Below are 20,525 nucleotides of genomic sequence, written 5' to 3'. Positions count from 1 at the left end.
TGACGAGCGGCCGGGCCGCTCAGAAGTGATAGGTCGCCGTGGCCAGCACGTAGTCGCGATCCGCGAGCGGGCGCGTGACCGGGTTCGGCGAGCCGAGGAACTTCGCGTAGACGAGCGACAGCTGCAGGTTGCTCAGGCGCGTGAACGTCACGCCGGCCGTCACGCGGTGGTCGCCCTGGCCCGTCAGCGAGCCGAGCGCGCCGGCGAGCGACGACGTGCCCGTCAGGTCGTGCGTGTAGGTCAGCGGCACGTCGAGATCCCAGCCGTTGAACACGTTCTTGTAGCTGAGCGTCCACGCGATCTCCATTGCGAGCGCGTTGCGAGAATTCGCGAGCGTGGTCGACCCGCCTTGCTCCGAGATGCTGCCCGCGTGCACGTACGTGAGTTCGCCGATCAGCGACTGCGAATTCGCGAGGAAACTCGGCCCGATCGAGTAGATGCCGGACAGGTTGGTCTGCAGCACGTTCGCGCGCGTCGACTGCGGGCCCATCGCGGTATTGACGAGCACGGCCGCGCCCTGGCGGTACGACACTTCGCCCGCGACGTTCACGGGGCCGACCTGCGTCGAGAAGCTCGCACCGGTCAGCTTGATGTTGTTGAAGTAGGTCTGCTGGTACTGGAGCGTCGGGAAGTACGTCGTGACGACACTCGGGTTCATGTCGTTGTAGTGCAGGTGATACACGCCCAGCTCCGTGTCGCCGAACACGCGGAAGCGCGCGCCGATCCCCCACTGGTTGCGTGCGCTCGGCTTGTCGTCGGCGCCGCGCGGAATGATCATCCCGCCCGGGCCGATGATGAACTGCGCGCCCGGGCCGACCACGTCCGAATAGCTCCAGTAGGTGCCCGGCGCGGTGAGGCGGTTCTCCTTGAACGCGAACTGGTAGTACGCGAGCAGGCTGAAGTTCGGCGTGATCTGCCACTGCGTCGAGATCTGCGGCACCGGCAGCAGGATGTCCTTCACCTCGGCGCCGGCCATGTACGACTTGGTCGCGTCGGCGGGGCCCTGCGCGCCCGCGATGTTCGGGAAGAACAGGCTTTCGCCCCACGCGACCACCTGATCGCCGACCTTCACGTTCAGGCTCGTCGAGCCGATGTGGAACGTGTTGTACGCATACGCGGCGAGCAGCGTCGTGTGGCCGCCCGACCAGTAGCGCGCGTCGCTCGTGAAATTGTTGTACTGGCCCGACTGGTTCACGGTGCCCGGCGCGTCGTTGTAGTTCGGGCGGTGGTACGCCTGGTCGTAGAACGTGTCGGCCCGCACGAACACACCCCAGTCGTCGTGCTTCAGGTTCACTTCGCCGAGCAGGCTGACCTGGTTCTCGATCAGCTTGTTCTTCGCGAAGTTGCGATCGCCGTCGTCGCCGTTGATGTTCGCCGGCGTGAGGAGATTGCCGCTCGGTGCGCGGGTGCGCATGCCGAGGCCGTAACTGAGCGTGAACGTGTAGTCCAGCGTCGTGTCGGCGCCCAGCTCGATCGTGCTGCCGGCGTGCGCGTCGGGAACGGCGCACGTCAGCAGCGCGGCGGCCAGCGTCGACAGCGTGGCGGTTGCCCGCTTGCCGGTACGGCGCGAAATCCGTTGATGCATGGTGTCTCCTCTTGGGGGTATCGACGACGGTCGACTATGTGTTGTCGTGAGAGGCAGAGTAGGGAGATCGCGGTAGCAGGGAATCGTCAAAATGAACTAGATGACTTCCCTAGGACTGGCAACGATCGCGCGAGGCCGCATGCGCGGCGCGTGTCATCGCGCGTTCGCCTGTGCCGCCGACAGGAACGCGGGCCGTTCGCCGCCGCCGTCGAGCCGCAGGTTCGCGCCCGACGTGTACGACGCGTCGGGCGACGCGAGAAAGAGGCACGCGGAGGCAACGTCGTCGGGTGTCGCGAGGCGGCCGGCGGGAATCGTCGTGCGGATCGCGTCGAGCGCATCGTCGTCGCCGTAGTGGCCTTCGGTGGCCGATTCCGTCTGCACGAGGCTCGGGCTGATCGCACACACGCGCACCCGCGGCGCCCACTCGACCGCGAGCGACGTGACCGCATTGACGAGGCCCGCTTTCGCGGCGCCGTACGCGGCCGTGCCGGGCGACGGCCGCGACGCGCTGACGCTCGCGATGAACAGCATCACGCCGCCTTCGGGCTGCGGCTGCATGATCGCGTTCACGCGCTGCGCGAGCTGCAGCGGTGCGATCAGGTTCAGCCGCACGATCGATTCGGTGAAGCGCGGCGACGCATCGGCTGCAAGCGCGAACGGCGAGCCGCCCGCGTTGTTGACGAGCACGTCGAGGCCGCCGGCCTCCGCGCGGATGGTTGCGAGCATCGTGTCGACCTGCTCGATGTCGCGCAGGTCGGCCGCGACGAATGCCGCCGTGCGGCCGCCGGCCGCGGGCGGCGTGTCGGGCGCGCTGCGTCCGCAGACGAACACGCGCGCGCCCGCCGCGAGAAACCGTTCGGCGATGCGCCGCCCGATGCCCTTGGTGCCGCCCGTCACGAGCACTGTCTTGCCGCTGTAGTCGAATCCGTTCATCGTCTGCCTCCGTTTCGGTGGGCCGATGATAGGAAGAAGCGCGCGCGGCTTCGTAGTCTGAAAGGACGATGCCGGCCGGCGCCGGCGACGCAATCATCGTGGTCAGGCATCCATCGAACGACGAAGGAGACAACCCGCGATGACGATCCCCACGACGCCGCCGGCCGGCATCTTCACCGACGTGCCGGGCGGCCTGCGCCTGCACCATTACGAGGCGGGCGAGGGCCGGCCCGTGGTGTTCATCCACGGCAGCGGCCCGGGCGCCAGCGGTTTCAGCAACTTCAAGCACAACGTGCCCGCGTTCGCGGCGGCCGGCCATCGCGCGATCGTCGTCGACCTGCCGGGCTACGGGCAGTCGTCGAAGCCGTCCGACGTCGCCTATACGCTCGATTTCTTCGTCGGCGCGCTGCATGCGCAACTGGACGCGCTCGGGATCGGGCCGGCCGTGCTGCTCGGCAACTCGCTCGGCGGCGCGATCGCGCTCAAGTACGCGCTCGATTACCCGGACGAAGTCGACGGGCTGATCATGATGGCGCCGGGCGGCGTCGAGGATCGCGACACCTATTTCCGGATGGAGGGCATCCAGCGGATGGTGAAGCTGTTCACCAATCGCCAGATGAATGACGACACGATGCGCGAGCTGCTCACGCTGCTCGTGCACGATCCGGCGATCGTCACCGACGCGCTCGTGGCCGAGCGGATGAAGGTGTGCGTCGAGCAGCCGACCGAAGTGCTGTCGACGATGAGCGTGCCGAACCTGACCGGTGCGCTCGGCGACCTGCGCTGCCCGGTGCTGGGTTTCTGGGGAACGGACGACCGTTTCAATCCGGTCGGCGGCGCGCTGAAGTTCCTCGAACACTGCCGCGACGCGCGTTTTGTGCTGATGAACCGGTGCGGCCACTGGGTGATGGTGGAACACGCCGACTATTTCAATCGGGAATGCCTCGATTTTCTTGCGGCGCGGAATACGCGATAACGCCGGATGCCCGCGAGGGCCTGCCCCGATGCGGGCGGGCCGTCTGAACACATACATGGAGACGACATGAAGCTCATCGAAGACCTGTTCGACCTGCGCGGCAAGGTGGCCGCGATCACCGGCGGCGCGCGCGGCATCGGCGCGGAGACCGCGCGCACGCTGGCCGCGGCCGGGGCGAGCGTCGCGATTCTCGACGTGCTGTCGCAACCGGCGGAAGCACTCGTCGAGGAGATTCGCGCGCAGGGCGGCCAGGCCGCGTTCTGGGCGCTCGACGTGACGCAGGAGGCCGACGTGGCGCGCGTGTTCGGCGAGATCGTCGCGCGCTTCGGGCGCCTCGACGTGCTCGTCAACAACGCGGGCATCGAAGGCCACAACGTGCCGACGCACGAACTCACGCTCGCGCAGTGGCAGCGCGTGCAGGACGTGAACGTGAACGGCGTGTTCCTGTGCACGCGTGCCGCGATTCCACATATCGACGCGGCCGGCGGCGGGTCGATCGTGAACCTGTCGTCGATGTACGGGATCGTCGGTGGCCCCGACGTGCCCGCGTATCACGCGTCGAAGGCCGCGGTGCGGATGATGGCGAAGGTCGACGCGATGCTGTACGCGGCGAAGAACATCCGCGCGAACTCGGTACACCCCGGCTATATCCGCACGCGGATGCTCGAGGACGCGTTCCGCCAGATGGGGCAGGACCCGGACAACGTGTTCGGCTACCTGCAGACGCACGTGCCGATGGCGAAGATCGGCAGCCCGCGCGACATCGCGGCCGGCATCCTGTATCTCGTGTCGCCGGCCGGGCGTTACGTGACGGGCGCGGAGCTCGTGATCGACGGCGGTTATACCGCGCGCTGACGCGGCTATCGCACCACAAGGGAGACGCGCAGTTGAAAGTGCTCGTGGCAGTGAAACGCGTGGTCGACGCGAACGTGAAGGTCGGCGTGAAATCCGACCGGACGGGCGTCGACATCGCGAACGTGAAGATGTCGATGAACCCGTTCGACGAGATCGCCGTGGAAGAGGCCGTGCGGTTGAAGGAGGCCGGTGTCGTGACCGAAGTGGTCGCGGTGTCGGTCGGCGTCGCGCAGGTGCAGGAAACGCTGCGCACGGCGCTCGCGATCGGCGCGGATCGCGCGATCCTCGTCGAGTCGAACGACAGCGTTGAACCGCTGGGCGTCGCGAAGGTGTTGAAGGCGCTGGTCGACAAGGAGCAGCCGTCGCTCGTGATTCTCGGCAAGCAGGCGATCGACGACGATTCGAACCAGACCGGGCAGATGCTGGCCGCGCTGGCCGGTTTGCCGCAGGCGACGTTTGCATCGAAGGTGGTGGTGGCCGACGGGCGTGCGACGGTTGCACGCGAAGTCGACGGCGGCGCGGAAACGCTGTCGCTTCGACTGCCGGCCGTGGTGACCACCGACCTGCGTTTGAACGAGCCGCGCTACGTGACCTTGCCGAACATCATGAAGGCGAAGAAGAAGCCGCTCGAGATCGTGCAGCCCGGCGACCTTGGCGTGGATGTGACGCCGCGTTTGAAAGTGCTCAACGTGAACGAGCCGCCGAAGCGCGCAGCCGGCATGAAGGTGCCGGACGTGCAGACGCTGGTCGCGAAGCTGAAGACCGAAGCCAGGGTGCTGTAACAGGGAACGCAACGAAATGACGATTCTGGTAATTGCGGAACACGACAACGCATCGATCAAGGCCGCGACACTCAATGCGGTGGCGGCTGCGCAGGCGCTCGGCGCGGCAGGTGGCGGTGACGTGCATGTTCTGGTCGCGGGCCACGACGCGCAAGGCGCGGCCGATGCGGCAGCGAAGATCGCAGGTGTGTCGAAGGTGCTGCTGGCCGATGCGCAGCAACTGGCCGACGGCCTCGCGGAAAACGTCGAGGCGACCGTGCTGAACATCGCGAAGGACTATTCGCACATCCTCGCGCCGGCGACTGCATACGGCAAGAACATCGCGCCGCGTATCGCCGCGAAGCTGGACGTCGCGCAGGTCTCCGAGATCACGGCGGTCGTGTCGGCCGATACCTTCGAGCGCCCGATCTACGCGGGCAACGCGATCGCGACGGTGCAGTCGGGCGATCCGGTCAAGGTCATCACGGTGCGCGCGACGGGTTTCGATCCGGTTGCAGCGGAAGGCGGCAGCGCGGTGGTCGAGAAGATCGAGGCGGCGGCAGACGCCGGCAAGTCGCAGTTCGTGAGCCGTGAAGTGACGAAGCTGGACCGTCCGGAGCTGACGAGCGCGAAGATCATCGTGTCGGGCGGCCGTGGTCTGGGCAGCGGCGAGAACTACACGAAGGTGCTGGAGCCGCTGGCGGACAAGTTGTCGGCCGCACTGGGCGCCTCGCGCGCGGCAGTCGACGCCGGCTACGTGCCGAACGACTACCAGGTCGGCCAGACCGGCAAGATCGTCGCACCGCAGTTGTACATCGCGGTGGGCATCTCGGGTGCGATCCAGCATCTGGCCGGGATGAAGGATTCGAAGGTGATCGTCGCGATCAACAAGGACCCGGAAGCGCCGATCTTCAGCGTGGCCGACTACGGCGTGGTCGGCGACCTGTTCGCGCTCGTGCCGGAAGCGGTCGCGGCGCTCTGACGATGCCGCTGTTCGAATTCAACGGGATGCGGCCGCGCGTCGATCCGTCCGCGTACGTCGACCCGAGCGCGGTCGTGATCGGCGACGTGACGATCGGCGCGCGCTGCTACATCGGCCCGCATGCGAGCCTGCGCGGCGACTTCGGCGCGATCGTCGTCGAGGACGGCAGCAACGTGCAGGATGGCTGCGTGCTGCACGTCGGGATCGGCGAGACGTGCCGGCTCGGCGTCAACAGCCACATCGGTCACGGCGCGATCGTGCATGGCGCGACGCTCGAACCCGACACGATGATCGGAATGAATGCGGTCGTGATGGACGGCGCGACCATCGGCGCCACGACGATCGTTGCCGCGTGCGCATTCGTGAAGGCCGGCTACGACGTGCCGCGCGGCGTGCTGCTCGCGGGCATGCCGGGGCGGGTCGTGCGTCGGCTGAGCGACGCGGAGATCGACGCGAAGGCGAACGGCACGCGGATTTATCAGCAGCTGGCAGCGGATTGCCTGAGGACGATCAGACGGATCGACGCGTGAGCGAAAGGCATCCGGGGGCAGGATGCGACGGATTGCCGGGCAGGTTGCCGTTGCCGTAAGATCGGCACTGGCTTTCCACCGGCATTCGCGTCACATGAAAAAGAACGTCCGTTTGCGGCTCACGGTCATCGCGTCGGCTTTTGCCGTCTACAGCGTTTATATGCACATCCAGCAGCTCATCAGCGGCTGCGTGTGGGTCAGGGGCCATCAGCGCTGCAGCTTCGAAAACAGCGCGAATTTCGAAGGCTGGATGGATCTCGACCTGATGATCGCCTGTTGCTGGGTCGCCGCGGCGGTGGTGGGCTGGATTTCCGTCGTGCAGGCCACGAAGAAGCCGGGTTGAAGGCGGGCAGTTCCATCGCGCGAATCCGGTTTCTGTCAATCCGTGACAACGATCATCGGCTCCGCGCCGTCCGCGATCGACACGCATCTGCGGCTGCTCGAGGAGGCGACCGGCGTATCGTTGCTCGAGCGCGCGCCGCGCGGGCTGCGGCCGGCCGGCGTTGTGCTTTTCCCCTCCGCGCCGGGATAATGATCCGGCATCGCGCACGCTGCGCGAGGGGAGGCTCCCATGCAATTTCCGACGGGATCGGTGGTCGCGCTCAGTTCGGCCGCCGCGACGATGTTTTCGATGGGCATGCTGTTTCTCGGCTACTGGGGATTGCACGAGCCGTTGCCCTGGCGGTTCGGCGATTACGTCGTGATCGTGCTCGCGCTCGCGGGTTTCGCGTGCCTCGCCAGCGTGCCTTTTCTCGCGACTTCGCCCATGAAGACCGCTGGAGACGAATCGCGGATGCTCGTCGCGCGGCGCGTGTTTCTGTGCGGCGCAAGTGCCGTGTGGTGTGCGATCGTCGCGTCGCTGGTCGTGTGACGTGCGGGCGTGACGTCTGGATCTGAGCGGCCGTCCGCGAGCCGGTCGACGCGCCATGCGCGCCACCGGAATTCGAGGGTTTCTCCCGTCGTATCGGTCATCCGTTCCCGCTTTGATTTCCCCGATGCCGTGCACTAGATTCGAAGCGTTCATGTGTTACAGCGCGCGAGGTGAAGCCATGACGCCGTGGGAGATTCAGGGCACCGAAATGATGAGCTGCAATTGCTCATACGGATGCCCTTGCCAGTTCAATGCACCGCCGACGCACGGCGGATGCGAAGCAATGGGTGCGATTTCGATCGACAGCGGCCACCATGGCGACGTGGTGCTCGACGGCGTCAGGATCGCGGTCGTGTTTCAGTGGCCGGGGGCGGTCCACGAAGGCCGGGGCAAGTGCCAGCCGATCGTCGACGAGCGCGCGAGTCCGGCGCAACGCGAAGCGGTGCTGAAGATCATGACCGGTCAGGATACCGATCCGTTTGCGACGATGTTCGCGGTATTCGCGTCGACGCTCGAGCACGCGTTCGATCCGATCTTCACGAAGATCGATTTCGACGTCGATGTCGATGCGCGGCACGGCCGGATTCATGTCGACGGCGTGTTCGACGTCGCGGGCGATCCGATCCGCAACCCGGTGACGGGCGCCGAGCATCGCGCGCGGATCGACCTGCCGAACGGTTTCGAGTACGAACTCGCCGAGATCGGTTCGGGCACCGGGCGCTCGCAAGGCAACATCGTGCTGAACCTCGACGGAACCTATGCGCAGTTCGCGCGGCTGCACCTGAACAACCACGGGCTGATCCGGCATCGCGCGGCGGCATGACCCCGTTCGACACCTGGCTCGGGCGCGAGCGCGTCGTCACGCTGCTCGGCATGGCCGCGCTCGTCGGCGTGTGCTGGTTCTACCTGTGGACCGGCGCGGGCACCGGCATGTCGGCGCTGCAGATGACGGCGATCGCGCTCTTTCCGCATCGGCTGACGGGCGACATGGGCAGCATGGATCCGTCGCTGCCAACCGTGATCGTGATGTGGTGGGTGATGATGATCGCGATGATGACGCCCAGCGCGGCGCCGCTCGTGATGCTCTACCGGCGTGTGCTAACGCATCGCGGCGCGGACGGTGCGGCGGCTGCGTTGACGTCGCTGTCGCTGCTGGCCGGCTATCTGGCCGCGTGGTTCGCGTTCTCGGTCGGCGCGGCGTTGCTCCAGGCACTGCTGCAGCCGGCCGGGCTGATCTCCGCGATGATGCTGTGGTCGAAGAGTGCGGTGCTTTCCGCGGCCGTGCTCGCGCTGGCCGGGCTCTATCAATTCTCGCCGCTGAAACGTGCATGCCTTCGGCAATGCCGCGCGCCGGCGGCCTTTCTGGTTGCGCACTGGCGTCCGGGCATCGCCGGCAGTTTCCTGCTCGGTGCGCGACACGGGATGTATTGCGTCGGGTGCTGCGGGTTGCTGATGGCGCTGCTGTTCGTCGGCGGCGTGATGAACGTCGTGTGGATCGCCGCGCTGTCGGTGTTCGTGTTCGCGGAAAAAGTCCTGCCCGGCGGCGAGCGCGCCGGGCGCGTGCTGGGCGTCGTGCTGATCGCATGGGCCGGTGCGACGTTGTTCGTTTGAGCCGGGTATCCGCGTCGCGGCTTCGATGAACAACGGGAATGTCTTCGGGGCTGCGGGGGACGATCGATGAAGACCTGCTTTCACGCTTTCGCCGCCTGGTGCGCGGCGGCAGTCGTCGCGATGCCGGCGTTCGCGGGCAGCGACATGCCTGCGATGAGCATGGGTAGTTCGAAGATGTCGGCGCCGGATGCGGCGCTGACCGATGCCGAGGTCAAGGAGATCGATGCCGGGCGCGGGTTGGTCATGTTGAAGCATGGCGCGCTCGACAACGTCGGGATGCCGCCGATGACGATGGCGTTCAAGGTCGAGGATGCTGCGATGCTGACGTCGCTTCATGTCGACGACAAGGTCAGGGTGCGCGTCGAAAGCGTGAACGGCACGCTTACGATTGTGAAGATCGTGAAGCGTCCGTGACGACGCGTGGCATGTGCAATGTGCCGGGACCGGCGGTGTGCGGTCCCGGCCGTTTTTTTGGGGGAGTCGTGCTACGTAACGCCGGATCGGTGTTACGTCGGTGCTGCCGGAACGCACGGCCGGATTGAACGCTGCGGATGGAGGCGCGGGCGATGTGCTGCGCGGGAGTATGGCGTCGGCAGGGGCGCTGCGGTGCGGCGGCGGGATCGTTACCGGAACCGACGGGCATGGCACGGTAGATGCTTGCAGGAAGGATCGCGCTGAATTGCAGACGGGGGCTTCCATGCAAAATCATTTCATCAAGGCGAACGTTGCGCTCGCCGCGATTGCCGCGGCGTGTGCGCTGGCGGCGTGCGGCGGCAGCGATGTCACGGCGCCGAAGCCGGGTGGCAACAACATCGGAACGAGTACGAGCGGGACGGGTGGGACGAGCGGGACGAGTGGGACTAGTGGGACTAGTGGCACGAGTGGCACGAGTGGCACAAGCGGCACAAGCGGCACAAGCGGCACAAGCGGCACAAGCGGCACGAGTGGCACGAGTGGCACGAGTGGAACGAGTGGAACGAGTGGAACCAGCGGCACGAGCGGAACCAGCGGAACAAGTGGAACCAGCGGAACAAGTGGAACCAGCGGCACGAGTGGGACCAGCGGCACGAGCGGAACCAGCGGCTCGAGCGGAACGAGCGGAACGAGCGGAACGAGCGGAACCAGCGGAACCAGCGGAACCAGCGGAACCAGCGGAACCAGCGGAACCAGCGGCACGAGCGGCACGAGCGGAACCGGCGGCACAAGCGGCACGAGCGGAACCCCCGGCACGAACGGCATCGTCAGTTCCGTCGGGGCGGTCGTCATGGCCGCCGGCGCCACGATCAGTGAAGTGAATCCGCCGGGAGTGGGCAACGGCGTGACCACCGGCCTCGGCAACACGGTCACGGGTGTGGGCACGATCATCCGCGACACGTCGAACGCCGTGAGCAACGGCATCGGCCAGACCGGTTTCACGGCGAACCCCGTCGGCACGACGGTCGCCGGGCTCGGCTCCATCGTCGGCTCGGTCGGCAATCCGGTCGCCGGCCTCGGCGACACGGTGAAGGCGCTCGGCACCGGCCCGCTGTCGCCATTGGCGCCGCTCACGACCCCGGTCGGCGGCCTGCTCGACACCGTGTCCGGCGGCATCAAGACGGGCGGCACCATGCTCGGCTCGGCCCTGTCGTCGGCCCCGGTCCAGCAGACGACGCAGGCGATCAGCACCGCGATCACGCCGCTCGTCACGACCGTCGGCCAGGTCACGCAGCAGGTCGGCACGGCGACCGGCCTCGGACAGCCGGTCGCGGGCCTGCTCGGACAGATCGGCGGCGCGATCACGTCGGCGGGATGGAAGGTGACGTCCACGTCGCCCCAGCCGCTGGTCGGCGGCGTCGGCGGGCTCGTTCGCGCGGTCGGCAACACCGTGACCAATGTGGGCGGCCTCGTGAACCCGAGCGGCGCGAACGGCGCGGTGCCGGTGGCGGGCCTGGTGACGAGCGTGGTCGGCGGCATGCCGGCGACGGTTCACAACGGTTCCGCGACCGGCGCGGATGGCGGCTCGCCGCTGGGGGCGCTCGCCAATCCGCTCGCGCCCATTACGGGGCTGGTGGGCGGCCTGCTTGGCGGCGTGGCCGGCAAGTAGCCGAGCGGTCCGGATCGTCACGGCGGTAACCGGCCAGATGAAGTCTGGCCTCCGGTTACCGCCGGCGGGTTTCCTGATGGTCTCCCGCGGAAAACGGATCGGGCGGGGCCGCTCGATGCGTCAATCGCGAACGATGTCGCGCGGCGACGGCGGCCGCGCCAATCCGCGTGCGGGCAGCGGCGTCGACATCACGATCGACGTGCGTGTTTCGCCGTACAGGTTGATGCGTTCGATCAGTTGTTCGAGATGGGTCATGCTGATCGCGACGAGTCGCATCACATACGAGTCCGCGCCCGTCACGTGATGGCATTCGACGACTTCGGGAATCGTCTCCAGCAACCGGAGGAATTTCGCTTTCGCCGGTTGCGGCACCGTGATGCCGATCAGCGCGCTGACCGGATAGCCGGCGGCGGCAGGATTGATCCGCGCGGTGTAGCCCTCGACGACGCCGGCCGCTTCAAGGCGCTTCACGCGCTCCGTCACAGCCGGCACCGACAGATGCACCTGGCGCGCCAGCTCCGTGTAGCTGATGCGGCCGTTGGCCTGCAACAGCGCCAGTACCTTCCAGTCCAGATCGTCCATCGCGGTGGAATTTTTTAAGGTGGAGCCGCCATTTTTCCTTAAAAACCGCATTCAGCGATGACCGGACTTTCCCTACGATGCCTGTTCAACGCGTCACATGTCGCAAGGAGCAGGCGATGCTGTTCATCAAGTCCGTCGTAATGGGTCTGTCGATCGCGGTGCCGGTCGGCCCGATCGGCATGCTGTGCATCCAGCGCAGCCTGAGCCGCGGTTTTCAGGCGGGATTCGCGACGGGCGTCGGCGCCGCGTGCGCCGATGCGATCTATGGCCTGCTCGGTGCGCTCGGCATCGCGGGTATCGTCACGGCGTTCCCGATGCTGACCGTCGGGTTGAAAATCGCCGGTGGCGCATTTCTCGTGTGGCTGGCGTGGACCATCGCGCGCCAGGCGCCGGCCGCGCCGACGGCGCAACGCGACCTGCCGCGCACGACCGTCCTGCGCGACTTCCTGACGACGTTCGGCCTGACGCTGTCGAACCCGATGACGATCCTGTCGTTCGTCGGGATCTTCGCGGCGCTCGGCCCGCTGACGGGAGCGCGGGAAGGCGCGATGTGGCCGGCCGTGGCGCTGATGGTCGCCGGTGTGTTCATCGGCTCCGCGACGTGGTGGCTGTGCCTGAGCGGTACGACCGCCGCGCTGCGCACGCGGATGTCGTTCGCGTTCATGCACGGGCTGTCGCGCGTGTCGGCCGCGGTCGTCGCGGTGTTCGGCGTGATTCAGGTGGTCGCGGGCGTGCGCGCCGTCATTTAGGCCGATGCGTCGCGCGCATCGCGCTGCGACCGGATCGCGTCGAGAGTCGTCCGGATATGCGCGAGCAACTCGACTAACACCGCCTTCCTGAAAAACTGGTTCATCCGCGTGCTGACGACGAGATCGGCCGGCAACGCGTCGATCGCACGCTGAACCGACAGCAGATCGTCGGCGAGCCGTGCCAGTGCGGCGCGATCGAGCGTGCTCACGGCAACCGCGATCTCGTCCGGCCAGAAACCGAATGCGTCGATGCCGCAGCATTCGGCAACACAGTCCGTCTCCAGTGCATCGATCAGCGACATGACCCCGGCCAGACAGGGATCGATCGCGACCGCCTGCGCCTGCCCGCCCGACAGATCGCCGAATTCGATCCAGCGATCCGGGCCGATGCCGATGTCGTCCTTGTGGGGTTTGCCGTTCATCGTCCGACGCTCGACGGATTCAATTCAATGCAGGCAAATGCGCATGCACGAAGCGCGCGATTTCCTGGCTCAGTTCCATGTCTTCGGGGGCGCCCATGAACCCGCCATGCGGCATGCCTTCGAACAGGTGAAGCTCGGTCGGCACCTGCGCGCGCCGCAATGCGCGGTGCAGGCGGACCGCGTTCGACAGGAACAGGTCGCGTGTGCCGCTCTGGATGAAGGTCGGCGGGAAACCGGCAGCGAAATCGCCGAACAGCGGCGACAGATACGGATGCGCGAGATCGGCGCCGTTCGCGTAGAGCAGGTTGTTCGGCATCAGCGACGTCGGCAACACCACGTCGACGAGGCGGTTGGTTTCGAAGCTGTCGCCGGATTCGGTCAGGTCGACTTCCGGCGACAGCAGCACCAGCGCGGCCGGCAGCGGCAACCCTTCGTCGCGGGCGCGCAGCACCATCGCGGCGGCGAGGTTGCCGCCCGCCGTGCGCCCGCCGATGACGATGTTTTCCGGTGCGTAGCGCTCCAGCACGTACGCATACGCGGCGATGCAATCGTCGAGTGCGGCCGGATACGGATGTTCTGGCGGCAGACGATAGTCGACGCCGTAGCATCGAATGCCGAGCCGGTCGGCTTGCATCTGCGCACCGGCGCGGCATGCGGCGCCGCCGCCGAGAACCAGCGCACCGCCATGCAGGTCGATGTACGCGCATTCGCCGGAAGCCACTGCCTCGGGCGTGGCGACGTGCACGTCCGCGGCGCCGGCCCGGATCGTCTCCACGCTTGAACGCAGATGACCGCCGAGCTGCTCGATGGCCGCCGCGTAGTGCGCGTCGGCGGCCGCCTTCACGCGCATCCATGCGTCGAAATCGTCCGGGGCAGGCATCACGTGCAGCGCGTTCAGCGGCACGCCGTCGCTGCCGACCAGCCGTTGCAACGCGGCTCGCGCCTCTTCGCTGATCGAGGCCGGGAAGGGGACGACACGGCTCGGCAGGACCACGCCGTCGGGTTGGTCTTTCATCGATTCGGCTCCGTTGGGCGAGTCATGCGGCGCAAGGCCAGTGGCGCAGCATCACGTCAAGCGCATCGAGACTGCGCAACCACGACGCGTCGGAAGCCGGTGCGCTGTGCGAGAACCCGCCGGCGCTTTCGAGTGTGACGTAGCCCATGAAAAAGCCGCCGAGCAGGCGGATCGCATGCGGCTGCTCGGCTTCCGGCATGTCATAGCTGCGCAGCACGGCCGAGGTCATCCTGACCAGCCGGCCGCCGGCGCTTTCAGTGGCGCGCTCGACGCTCAGCGGGTGGCGCGCGGCTGCAAAACGGCCGGGGTGCTCGCGCGCGTAGTCGCGATAGACGTTGGCGAGCGCTGTCAGCGCGTCCTTGCCGGTACGGCCGGCCAGTGCTTCGGTTGCGCGATCGGCGAGTTCCCTCAGCGCGAAGAGTGCGATCCGGCTCTTGAGATCGTCGAAACTCGGGACATGGGAGTACAGGCTGGCGAGCTTGACGTCGAAGTGACGCGCGAGCGCTGCGCCGGTCAGGTGCTCGAAGCCGGTCTCATCGGCGAGCTGTGCGCCGGCTTCGACGAGTTTGTCCAGGGTGATGCCGGCGCGTGCCATGACAGATGCTATTCGAGTTAGTCAAAAGGCTAATTGTATTAGGTTCGGTGGGGATGTCAATTTTCCGGGGTGCCGGTTCTGCCCATGCGTCATTGGGGTGACGTGTTCCGGAGCGTCGAAGCGCTATGGCTTCATGTGATCGGGGATGGCCGCTTTGGTCGGGTGCCGTGCGGCAGGAAGCGGAGACAAACATGCGTCGAGCATGTAAGCCATATCCACCCGGCTGTCGCGGCGATCGGGATCTGCGTCGTCTGCGCATCACCCGTTCCGACGGGCGGCCCGTTGATGCCCGCACGATGCCCGTACCTGCCGTACAAGGGCCGTAGAGGGCGGAATTACCCAGCCACGCTTGCTGACGTTGCATCGCGTAGCGACTTGGGCGTCCGCCCCGTTCGGGACGATTACCCCAGCTCGAACGACGTCACCCCGAACACGCGTTCGATTGCAATCGGCGGCGCGTCTTGCGTGTACATCCTCGCGGTTTCGAAGACGCTCGTCATGCCGTGCCGTTCCGCCAGCGCGACGGCTGCGGGGTTCGTTTCCGGCACGTCGAGCACGATGACCTCGCCGGGCATGCGCGCGGCCAGCGCGCGAAACAGCCCGGTGGCAACGCCTGCGTCGTCGGCGAACAGCGGGCCGACCTTGCAGCCCGCCTTGCAGCGTCGCACGACACCGTATCCGGCGATCCGGCCGGCGTCGACGGCCACGAGCGCCACGGCATCCGGCTGCGCGATCCACGCGGAGACGAAACGCGCGCGTGCCGCTGGAAAGCACTGGCGGTCGTAGGCGAGCAACTGCTCGAACGGCACGTCGGCCGCGGCGGTCACCTGCGCGCACCCGATGCCGTCCACGCGCCCCTGATAGCGGATGTTGCGGTACGCGAGCGCGAATCCGGACTTCCGGTAGTTCGCCTGCTGGGCCACGACACCATCGAGCCCGATGTTGTGATCGGCGAGGTAACGCATGCCGTGCTGCCAGATTCGGATGCCGAAGCCCTTGCCGCGAAACCCGGGTTTCACGATGTAGAGGCCGATGAAACCAAAGCGATCGTCGTAGGCGACGGCGGCAAGGCACGCGACCGGCTCGCCACGCCACACGCCGACGAAGAACCCGGCCGGGTCCGCTTCCCGGAAACAGGAAGGATCATGCAGGCCGGGGTTCCAGCCTTCCGCCGCAGCCCATTCGATCGACATGGCTACCTCGTCGGCCGACATGGTGCGCACGATGAAGTCTTCGTGTTGATCCATGATTCACCCCGGTCGCTGCGCTCGGGAATGCGCGTTGCGTTACGTGAAATGTATCGAGGAAGCGTGAGCCGGCAGCCCCGTGGCTGCCGGCCGGATCATCATAGTCCGAAGAATGGAACGAGTGTGTGATGACGGATGCCTAGCCGAAGCGGCCACGACGGGTTGTATCCCCCACGTTCGGGAAAATCTCCGTCGGCGAAAAATTCATGGATGGAAGGTTTCGCCACGCATCAGCATGTCGATGAACTCCGCGATTTTGCGCGCCCTTGTTTCGGGCTTTTTGGCATTCTGTATGCGATACAGGATCGCATAGCGGTTACGGCTGTTCAGGGTTGCGAAGAATTTTTTGGCTCCGGGATTGGCGTCCAGAGCCGCCTGCAGGTCGTCCGGCACGGTCGAGTTGCTGGCCGACGTATAAGCAGCGTTCCAGCGGCCGTCCTTCCTGGCCTTCTCGATTTCGCACATGCCGGGCGGGCGCATTCTGCCTGCGGCGATCAGTGCTTCGGCCCGGTCCTTGTTGAGTTGCGACCACAGGCTTTTGGCGGTGCGTGGGGTGAAGCGTTGTAACCAGTATTGGTCGTTCCCGGCCCGCTTTTGACCATCGATCCAGCCATGGCAGAGGGCGCTTTCCAGCGCCTGTTCGTAGGTGACGGTTCGCTGCCCGGTGCCTTTTTTCGCGAGACGCAGCCATGCGCCGGTTGACATGCTGCCGTTTTCCCCTAACCAGCTTTCCCATTCGATCTGACTGGAAAACGTGAGCGTGCATTCGGTCATGTCGATGTCCTGAATGGTGAGTACATCTACGGGGAAGGCGTCCGCAGTCTAACAGTGTTGATACGGACATTGACGCCCGTGGCGTGACCGAAAGACCGGCAGATCCGCAGTCATCAGCCCGTCGACGGGTTTGGGTCGGAATACCGTTTCCCATACCCGGTGACGGAAGCATCGAACTCTGCTTCCCGACGGGAGACCTTGCCGCCCACCGCGCCAAGGCCTCCTCATTCACCTGTCAGAACGTGTAACTCACCTTCCCGAACGCCGTCCGGCCAAGCGTGTTGTATCCATACGCGGTCATGTACTGCCGGTCGAACAGGTTCGACACCGTCGCCGACACCGTCAGGTGCGAATTGATCCGGTACGACGCGCGCAGGCCCACCGTCAGGTACGACGGCAGATAGGTCGAGTTGGCCGGATCGTCGAACGTCGTGCCGCCGTAAAGCAGCGACGCCCCCGTGCTCAACGCATGCAGGTGGAGTTCATCCCACGTGTGATCGATGTTGATGCTGACCGTCTGGCGCGGACGGCGGCTGAGCCAGGAGTCGTTGGTCTCGTCCTGCGGATTCAGGATCCCGACCGCGACGCTCACCGGCGTCGAGCGGCCGATCGTCCCCTTGTACGACAGGTCGATCCCGCGAATATGCGCGCGACCGATGTTCATCGGCGAGAACGTCGCCGGGTTGTACGCGATCAGGTTGGTGACCCGCGTGTCGTAGATCGCGGCCGTGAACGTACCGTACGACGTGTTCGCATCGACCGCGGCCTCGACCGACGTGTTGCGTTCCGGGCTGAGATCCGGATTGCCGTAGCCGGGGTAGTAGAGGTCGTTGAACGTCGGCAGCTTGAACGCATTGCCGTACGACACGCGCGCCGTATACACCGGCGTGATCGCCCACGACAGCGCCGCGTTACCCGTATTCACCGACTGCCCGGCGATGATTTCATGTCGCCCGGCGAGGAACATCGTCACGCTGCCGAGCGTCGCCGACTGATGCAGCGAGAACGCGGAATCGTTGCGCGTCGGTATGCCGCCCGGCATATCGACCGGCAGGAACGCCTGCTCGCGCGTGAAGTCGTACGCGAGCTTGGTCTCGCCCGACAGCGGCAGCCCGAACAGGTGGAACCCGCGTTCCTGATGCGTCAACGACGTCGACGTGCTGATGCGCTGCGAATTGATCTGGTCGGTCGGGATGGCCGGATCGCTCGCGTAGAGGAACTGGCGATCGTTCGCATAACCGAACGACTGGTCGAACTGCGTGTCGGGTGTGATGTCGAGATGGAACGCGATACCGGTCGTCAGCTGATGATCGAGCTGGCGGTTCGCATAACCGCTGTTGTCGTAGGACAGATCGGACCGGTGATACAGCGCGAACGTCGAGATCGACCAGTTGTCGCGCGCGTAGCCGAGGCGCGCATCGAGATCCTGCGCGTGGTACGGGTTGCGGCCGGCCTCATGGTACGGCAGCACGGGCCGCGTCGAGTCGATGCCGGCCGTGTTGTACGAGCGCAGGCCGAGCGAGTAGGTGAGCCCGCCGAGCGCGGCGAGCGGCCCGGTCGACGGCACCGTGCCCGACGTGCGGAGCTGCGTGTCGAACGTCTTGTTCGACCCGCCGCCGAACGACACGGTCGTCTGGTTCGGCTGGTTGGCGGCGCGGCGCGTGAAGAGCTGCACGACGCCGCCCATCGCATTGGCGCCGAACGACGCGGCAGCCGGCCCCGAAATCACTTCCACACGTTCGAACGCTTCGGTCGGCAAGTCGGCCCACGGCGCGATGCCGGTGGTCGGCGAGCCGATCCGGATGCCGTCGATGAACACGGCGACCTGGTTGGCCGACGAGCCGCGGATGCTGACCGACGCGGACGAACCGGGGCCGCCGTTCTGCGAGACGGTCACGCCGGGCAGCGTCGCAAGCGCCTGCGTGATGCTCGGGTCGCTCGGCGACAGCCGGTCGAGATCGGTGCGCGTGAGCACCTGGGTCGTCGCATAACGCTGGTCGAACGACTCGGGCAGGCGCCGCGTGTCGGTCACGTTGATCGTCGGCAGGTCGGTGCCTTCGGCGGCCGGGGCCGGTTGCGAAACCGCGGTGTCGCCGGCGGCGTGGGCGAGGGGCGAGAGGAGCGCGGTCGCGGCGGACGTGGCAAGGAGGTGTCGAATCTTCATGAGGCTGTCGTTGTCGTCGGGCTGCGCTGGCGTCAATCGGGAACGGGCGGGCAGCACCGGTCTTGTTATCGGTGATCGGGTTATCGCGCGACCGGGCCGGGCAGGCCGGTTTCACGGGCGTCGGCGCGGCGCACGCCGGCGGACGCAGTCGATGGGGGACGGCACGCGCGTGCGGGCGGGCCGTGCAGGCCGGCGGCGTGCCGGCGCGGCGCTTCCGGTGCGGAAGCGGATGCGGTAACGATGGACATCGGGCGGATCCTGAGGTCGGGCCGTCCATGCAGCGGGCGACCGCCAACGGCGGTGCCTGGCGCTCCGGGACACCCCGCCCGGTGCGGCTGCCTGGACCTCGGGTCGATGGCAGGTCTCCTGGCTCGCGGGTCGTCATTCGTGCGGGCCTTCCCGGTTTCCCAGTGGCACGCAGTGGCACGAATTCACCGCTCACAGTTGCGGGGGCAGCCGCAGATTCGAGGCATGGCCTCTCCTGCGTTCCCTTTTGATCCCGTCTCCGGGCACCATCAGCGCGCAAGGGTAATGGCGTGCGCGCCGCCGCGTCAAATATCCGGCGACGCAGGGATGCGAAAAAACGTCATTACCGGGCAAATCCTTTCGAAATCCTTTCTTTCATGCGTCGGCGCCGCGTTTCATGTCTGACGAAACAGGGTGGTTCGAAGCCGTCCGATCGCGCCTGAACCGGCTCGGCGCGACTCCTGTCCACCGGACGAACGCGCGGCGAAACGCCTCCTCGCCGCCGAACCCGAGATGCGCGGCAATCCGCGCGACCGGCCAGTCCGATTCACGCAGGCAGTGTTGTGCGGCTTCGGCGAGACATTGCTCCTTCAGCGCGTGATAACCGGTGTGCTCGGCCGTCAGCCGCCGCCGCAACGTCGCCTCGCTGACGCCGAGCCATGCTGCCAGTTCGTCGAGCATCGGCAACGCCTGCTCATGCGCGAGTGCCGCATCGAGGAAACCGCGCACCTGCTGCGTCCACGACACGACGGCCGGCGCCGCATCGATCAGGCGAAACGGAAAATCGACGAGAAACGCGTCGAGCTCGGCCGGCTGCCGGATCACGCGGCACGCGAGCCGCGCCGCATCGAACGCGAAACCGTAGGTCTTGCGGCCCACTTCAACCGGCGCATTGAACAGTCCGAGCAACGGCATCGCGTCATCGCGGCGCGGATGGCCGAGCCACACGTCGGTCGGCCGCAACGGCTGCCCGATCAGCCAGCCGAACAGCTGCAGGTAGCAGAACAGCCCGGTCAGGTCGACCAGGCACGCGGCCGGGCTGCGCGTACGCCGCAGCGAATCCATTCGGAACAGCGCACGCCCGTCGCGCATCGCAAGCGTCAGGTGACCGGCGCGCGGCTGCAGCATTTCGCAGAACTCGGCCGCACAGCGGATCGCGTCTGCGAGCGTCGCGCAACTCAGCAGGCAGCGGCACATCAGGTCGACTTCGCGCTTGCGCATCGGTGGGTGGCCGTCGCCGCGCGCGACCCGCGCCTCGAGCCGCTCGATCGCGTCGCGGTACAGCGCGACGAAATCGCCCGGTGTCGTCGCCGGGCGAGGTGGCTGCGCATCGCGGTCGGCCGACGGCGCGCCGCTGCGCGTGAGTTCGCTCAGCAGGCGCGCGCCGAGGCCCGGCAGGATGCGGCCGCGGGCCGGCATGGCGCGCTGTTTCATGAGTTTCCCGATCTGATCGTTGCGACAGGGGCCGGTGAGCGGGCCGGTAGGGGCCCGCTCATCGCCGCCACGCAAGAATGCTATCCACGCCGGCCGCCCGCGGCCTCGCC

At 66.7% G+C, this 20,525-nt stretch carries 23 protein-coding genes and 1 riboswitch; of the genes, 12 read left to right on the top strand and 11 right to left on the bottom strand.

Translation table 11 applies throughout. The features are described from left to right. Window positions 1-19: 19 nt before the first annotated feature. Window positions 20-1,585 carry a DUF1302 domain-containing protein gene (locus VK92_RS21360; protein WP_048025113.1) on the bottom strand — a complete coding sequence of 522 codons (1,566 nt, stop codon included), beginning with the start codon at window positions 1,583-1,585 and terminating at the stop codon, window positions 20-22. A 153-nt stretch (window positions 1,586-1,738) separates the two neighbouring features. After that, on the bottom strand, window positions 1,739-2,518 hold the full coding sequence (locus VK92_RS21355) for an SDR family oxidoreductase (RefSeq protein WP_048025115.1): 780 nt from the start codon (window positions 2,516-2,518) through the stop codon (window positions 1,739-1,741). A 139-nt stretch (window positions 2,519-2,657) separates the two neighbouring features. On the opposite strand from VK92_RS21355, the gene VK92_RS21350 reads away from it, so the two are divergent. The 6 genes from VK92_RS21350 to VK92_RS21325 all read left to right on the top strand — a co-directional run bounded on the left by VK92_RS21350 (window position 2,658) and on the right by VK92_RS21325 (window position 6,965). Continuing rightward, entirely contained in the window at window positions 2,658-3,494 is an 837-nt protein-coding gene (locus VK92_RS21350) for an alpha/beta fold hydrolase (protein ID WP_048025117.1), read from the top strand. Between the two features lie 66 nt (window positions 3,495-3,560). Continuing rightward, window positions 3,561-4,349 carry an SDR family NAD(P)-dependent oxidoreductase gene (locus tag VK92_RS21345; RefSeq protein WP_048025119.1) on the top strand — a complete coding sequence of 263 codons (789 nt, stop codon included), beginning with the start codon at window positions 3,561-3,563 and terminating at the stop codon, window positions 4,347-4,349. A gap of 32 nt (window positions 4,350-4,381) precedes the next feature. Further along, window positions 4,382-5,131, top strand: coding sequence for an electron transfer flavoprotein subunit beta/FixA family protein (locus VK92_RS21340; RefSeq protein WP_048025120.1), 750 nt, complete (start codon window positions 4,382-4,384; stop codon window positions 5,129-5,131). Window positions 5,132-5,147: 16 nt separating this feature from the next. After that, the gene (locus VK92_RS21335; protein ID WP_048025122.1) at window positions 5,148-6,092 is read left to right on the top strand and encodes an electron transfer flavoprotein subunit alpha/FixB family protein; all 945 of its coding nucleotides are present in this window, start codon (window positions 5,148-5,150) and stop codon (window positions 6,090-6,092) included. Window positions 6,093-6,094: 2 nt separating this feature from the next. Beyond that, window positions 6,095-6,622: an acyltransferase gene (locus tag VK92_RS21330; protein ID WP_027791703.1), complete on the top strand. Its 528-nt coding sequence runs from the start codon at window positions 6,095-6,097 to the stop codon at window positions 6,620-6,622. Between the two features lie 94 nt (window positions 6,623-6,716). Continuing rightward, on the top strand, window positions 6,717-6,965 hold the full coding sequence (locus tag VK92_RS21325) for a hypothetical protein (RefSeq protein WP_042978349.1): 249 nt from the start codon (window positions 6,717-6,719) through the stop codon (window positions 6,963-6,965). 35 nt (window positions 6,966-7,000) lie between these two features. On the opposite strand, the gene VK92_RS42545 is transcribed toward VK92_RS21325, so the two are convergent. Further along, entirely contained in the window at window positions 7,001-7,261 is a 261-nt protein-coding gene (locus VK92_RS42545; RefSeq protein WP_165589141.1) for a hypothetical protein, read from the bottom strand. Here VK92_RS42545 and VK92_RS21320 point away from each other — a divergent pair. The 5 genes from VK92_RS21320 to VK92_RS21300 all read left to right on the top strand — a co-directional run bounded on the left by VK92_RS21320 (window position 7,194) and on the right by VK92_RS21300 (window position 11,187). Continuing rightward, the gene (locus VK92_RS21320; protein WP_021164379.1) at window positions 7,194-7,493 is read left to right on the top strand and encodes a hypothetical protein; all 300 of its coding nucleotides are present in this window, start codon (window positions 7,194-7,196) and stop codon (window positions 7,491-7,493) included. The genes VK92_RS42545 and VK92_RS21320 overlap by 68 nt on opposite strands. A gap of 178 nt (window positions 7,494-7,671) precedes the next feature. Beyond that, entirely contained in the window at window positions 7,672-8,316 is a 645-nt protein-coding gene (locus tag VK92_RS21315) for a DUF1326 domain-containing protein (RefSeq protein ID WP_048025124.1), read from the top strand. Further along, the gene (locus tag VK92_RS21310; RefSeq protein WP_048025126.1) at window positions 8,313-9,104 is read left to right on the top strand and encodes a DUF2182 domain-containing protein; all 792 of its coding nucleotides are present in this window, start codon (window positions 8,313-8,315) and stop codon (window positions 9,102-9,104) included. Before VK92_RS21315 ends, VK92_RS21310 begins: the two co-directional genes overlap by 4 nt. A 66-nt stretch (window positions 9,105-9,170) precedes the next feature. After that, window positions 9,171-9,518, top strand: a complete 348-nt coding sequence (locus VK92_RS21305; protein ID WP_048025128.1) for a copper-binding protein — start codon at window positions 9,171-9,173, stop codon at window positions 9,516-9,518. A gap of 283 nt (window positions 9,519-9,801) precedes the next feature. Then, a complete protein-coding gene (locus VK92_RS21300) occupies window positions 9,802-11,187 on the top strand; it encodes a collagen-like triple helix repeat-containing protein (protein WP_048025130.1) in 1,386 nt (461 codons plus the stop codon). Between the two features lie 120 nt (window positions 11,188-11,307). On the opposite strand, the gene VK92_RS21295 is transcribed toward VK92_RS21300, so the two are convergent. After that, window positions 11,308-11,769, bottom strand: a complete 462-nt coding sequence (locus tag VK92_RS21295; RefSeq protein ID WP_027791696.1) for an Lrp/AsnC family transcriptional regulator — start codon at window positions 11,767-11,769, stop codon at window positions 11,308-11,310. A 116-nt stretch (window positions 11,770-11,885) separates the two neighbouring features. Here VK92_RS21295 and VK92_RS21290 point away from each other — a divergent pair, with 116 nt between their 5' ends. Further along, window positions 11,886-12,518, top strand: coding sequence for a LysE family translocator (locus tag VK92_RS21290; RefSeq protein WP_048025133.1), 633 nt, complete (start codon window positions 11,886-11,888; stop codon window positions 12,516-12,518). On the opposite strand, the gene VK92_RS21285 is transcribed toward VK92_RS21290, so the two are convergent. The 7 genes from VK92_RS21285 to VK92_RS21255 form a co-directional block, all read right to left on the bottom strand. Continuing rightward, window positions 12,515-12,940: a DUF6331 family protein gene (locus tag VK92_RS21285; protein ID WP_048025135.1), complete on the bottom strand. Its 426-nt coding sequence runs from the start codon at window positions 12,938-12,940 to the stop codon at window positions 12,515-12,517. The two genes, VK92_RS21290 and VK92_RS21285, sit on opposite strands and share 4 nt — an antisense overlap. A gap of 19 nt (window positions 12,941-12,959) precedes the next feature. Then, window positions 12,960-13,955 carry an alpha/beta hydrolase gene (locus VK92_RS21280; protein ID WP_048025137.1) on the bottom strand — a complete coding sequence of 332 codons (996 nt, stop codon included), beginning with the start codon at window positions 13,953-13,955 and terminating at the stop codon, window positions 12,960-12,962. 22 nt (window positions 13,956-13,977) lie between these two features. Next, window positions 13,978-14,550: a TetR/AcrR family transcriptional regulator gene (locus tag VK92_RS21275; protein ID WP_048025139.1), complete on the bottom strand. Its 573-nt coding sequence runs from the start codon at window positions 14,548-14,550 to the stop codon at window positions 13,978-13,980. Window positions 14,551-14,951: 401 nt separating this feature from the next. Next, the gene (locus VK92_RS21270; RefSeq protein WP_048025141.1) at window positions 14,952-15,797 is read right to left on the bottom strand and encodes a GNAT family N-acetyltransferase; all 846 of its coding nucleotides are present in this window, start codon (window positions 15,795-15,797) and stop codon (window positions 14,952-14,954) included. A gap of 204 nt (window positions 15,798-16,001) precedes the next feature. After that, window positions 16,002-16,571 (bottom strand): YdeI/OmpD-associated family protein, encoded by a 570-nt coding sequence (locus VK92_RS21265; protein ID WP_048025143.1) that lies wholly within the window; start codon window positions 16,569-16,571, stop codon window positions 16,002-16,004. Between the two features lie 235 nt (window positions 16,572-16,806). Then, window positions 16,807-18,735, bottom strand: a complete 1,929-nt coding sequence (locus VK92_RS21260) for a TonB-dependent receptor domain-containing protein (protein WP_048025200.1) — start codon at window positions 18,733-18,735, stop codon at window positions 16,807-16,809. 339 nt (window positions 18,736-19,074) lie between these two features. Beyond that, window positions 19,075-19,267: riboswitch (cobalamin riboswitch) on the bottom strand. A gap of 89 nt (window positions 19,268-19,356) precedes the next feature. After that, window positions 19,357-20,415, bottom strand: coding sequence for a helix-turn-helix domain-containing protein (locus VK92_RS21255; RefSeq protein WP_048025144.1), 1,059 nt, complete (start codon window positions 20,413-20,415; stop codon window positions 19,357-19,359). Between the last annotated feature and the right edge of the window lie 110 nt (window positions 20,416-20,525).

The organism is Burkholderia sp. LK4 (assembly GCF_001043615.1).
In the GTDB taxonomy this organism is placed as follows: domain Bacteria; phylum Pseudomonadota; class Gammaproteobacteria; order Burkholderiales; family Burkholderiaceae; genus Burkholderia; species Burkholderia cepacia.
The sequence above is the reverse complement of the archived record's forward strand: the minus strand, read 5'-3'. Positions and strand labels throughout refer to the sequence as shown.

Excerpts from the sequence above, each read along its gene's own strand:
- VK92_RS21265 (WP_048025143.1), bottom strand. The coding sequence starts at position 16,571 with ATGACCGAATGCACGCTCACGTTTTCCAGTCAGATCGAATGGGAAAGC.
- VK92_RS21350 (WP_048025117.1), top strand. The coding sequence starts at position 2,658 with ATGACGATCCCCACGACGCCGCCGGCCGGCATCTTCACCGACGTGCCG.
- VK92_RS21315 (WP_048025124.1), top strand. The coding sequence starts at position 7,672 with ATGACGCCGTGGGAGATTCAGGGCACCGAAATGATGAGCTGCAATTGC.
- VK92_RS21260 (WP_048025200.1), bottom strand. The coding sequence starts at position 18,735 with ATGAAGATTCGACACCTCCTTGCCACGTCCGCCGCGACCGCGCTCCTC.
- VK92_RS21355 (WP_048025115.1), bottom strand. The coding sequence starts at position 2,518 with ATGAACGGATTCGACTACAGCGGCAAGACAGTGCTCGTGACGGGCGGC.
- VK92_RS21280 (WP_048025137.1), bottom strand. The coding sequence starts at position 13,955 with ATGAAAGACCAACCCGACGGCGTGGTCCTGCCGAGCCGTGTCGTCCCC.
- VK92_RS21305 (WP_048025128.1), top strand. The coding sequence starts at position 9,171 with ATGAAGACCTGCTTTCACGCTTTCGCCGCCTGGTGCGCGGCGGCAGTC.
- VK92_RS21360 (WP_048025113.1), bottom strand. The coding sequence starts at position 1,585 with ATGCATCAACGGATTTCGCGCCGTACCGGCAAGCGGGCAACCGCCACG.
- VK92_RS21295 (WP_027791696.1), bottom strand. The coding sequence starts at position 11,769 with ATGGACGATCTGGACTGGAAGGTACTGGCGCTGTTGCAGGCCAACGGC.
- VK92_RS42545 (WP_165589141.1), bottom strand. The coding sequence starts at position 7,261 with ATGCCCATCGAAAACATCGTCGCGGCGGCCGAACTGAGCGCGACCACC.
- VK92_RS21290 (WP_048025133.1), top strand. The coding sequence starts at position 11,886 with ATGCTGTTCATCAAGTCCGTCGTAATGGGTCTGTCGATCGCGGTGCCG.
- VK92_RS21285 (WP_048025135.1), bottom strand. The coding sequence starts at position 12,940 with ATGAACGGCAAACCCCACAAGGACGACATCGGCATCGGCCCGGATCGC.
- VK92_RS21300 (WP_048025130.1), top strand. The coding sequence starts at position 9,802 with ATGCAAAATCATTTCATCAAGGCGAACGTTGCGCTCGCCGCGATTGCC.
- VK92_RS21255 (WP_048025144.1), bottom strand. The coding sequence starts at position 20,415 with ATGAAACAGCGCGCCATGCCGGCCCGCGGCCGCATCCTGCCGGGCCTC.
- VK92_RS21325 (WP_042978349.1), top strand. The coding sequence starts at position 6,717 with ATGAAAAAGAACGTCCGTTTGCGGCTCACGGTCATCGCGTCGGCTTTT.
- VK92_RS21270 (WP_048025141.1), bottom strand. The coding sequence starts at position 15,797 with ATGGATCAACACGAAGACTTCATCGTGCGCACCATGTCGGCCGACGAG.
- VK92_RS21330 (WP_027791703.1), top strand. The coding sequence starts at position 6,095 with ATGCCGCTGTTCGAATTCAACGGGATGCGGCCGCGCGTCGATCCGTCC.
- VK92_RS21335 (WP_048025122.1), top strand. The coding sequence starts at position 5,148 with ATGACGATTCTGGTAATTGCGGAACACGACAACGCATCGATCAAGGCC.
- VK92_RS21275 (WP_048025139.1), bottom strand. The coding sequence starts at position 14,550 with ATGGCACGCGCCGGCATCACCCTGGACAAACTCGTCGAAGCCGGCGCA.
- VK92_RS21310 (WP_048025126.1), top strand. The coding sequence starts at position 8,313 with ATGACCCCGTTCGACACCTGGCTCGGGCGCGAGCGCGTCGTCACGCTG.
- VK92_RS21320 (WP_021164379.1), top strand. The coding sequence starts at position 7,194 with ATGCAATTTCCGACGGGATCGGTGGTCGCGCTCAGTTCGGCCGCCGCG.
- VK92_RS21345 (WP_048025119.1), top strand. The coding sequence starts at position 3,561 with ATGAAGCTCATCGAAGACCTGTTCGACCTGCGCGGCAAGGTGGCCGCG.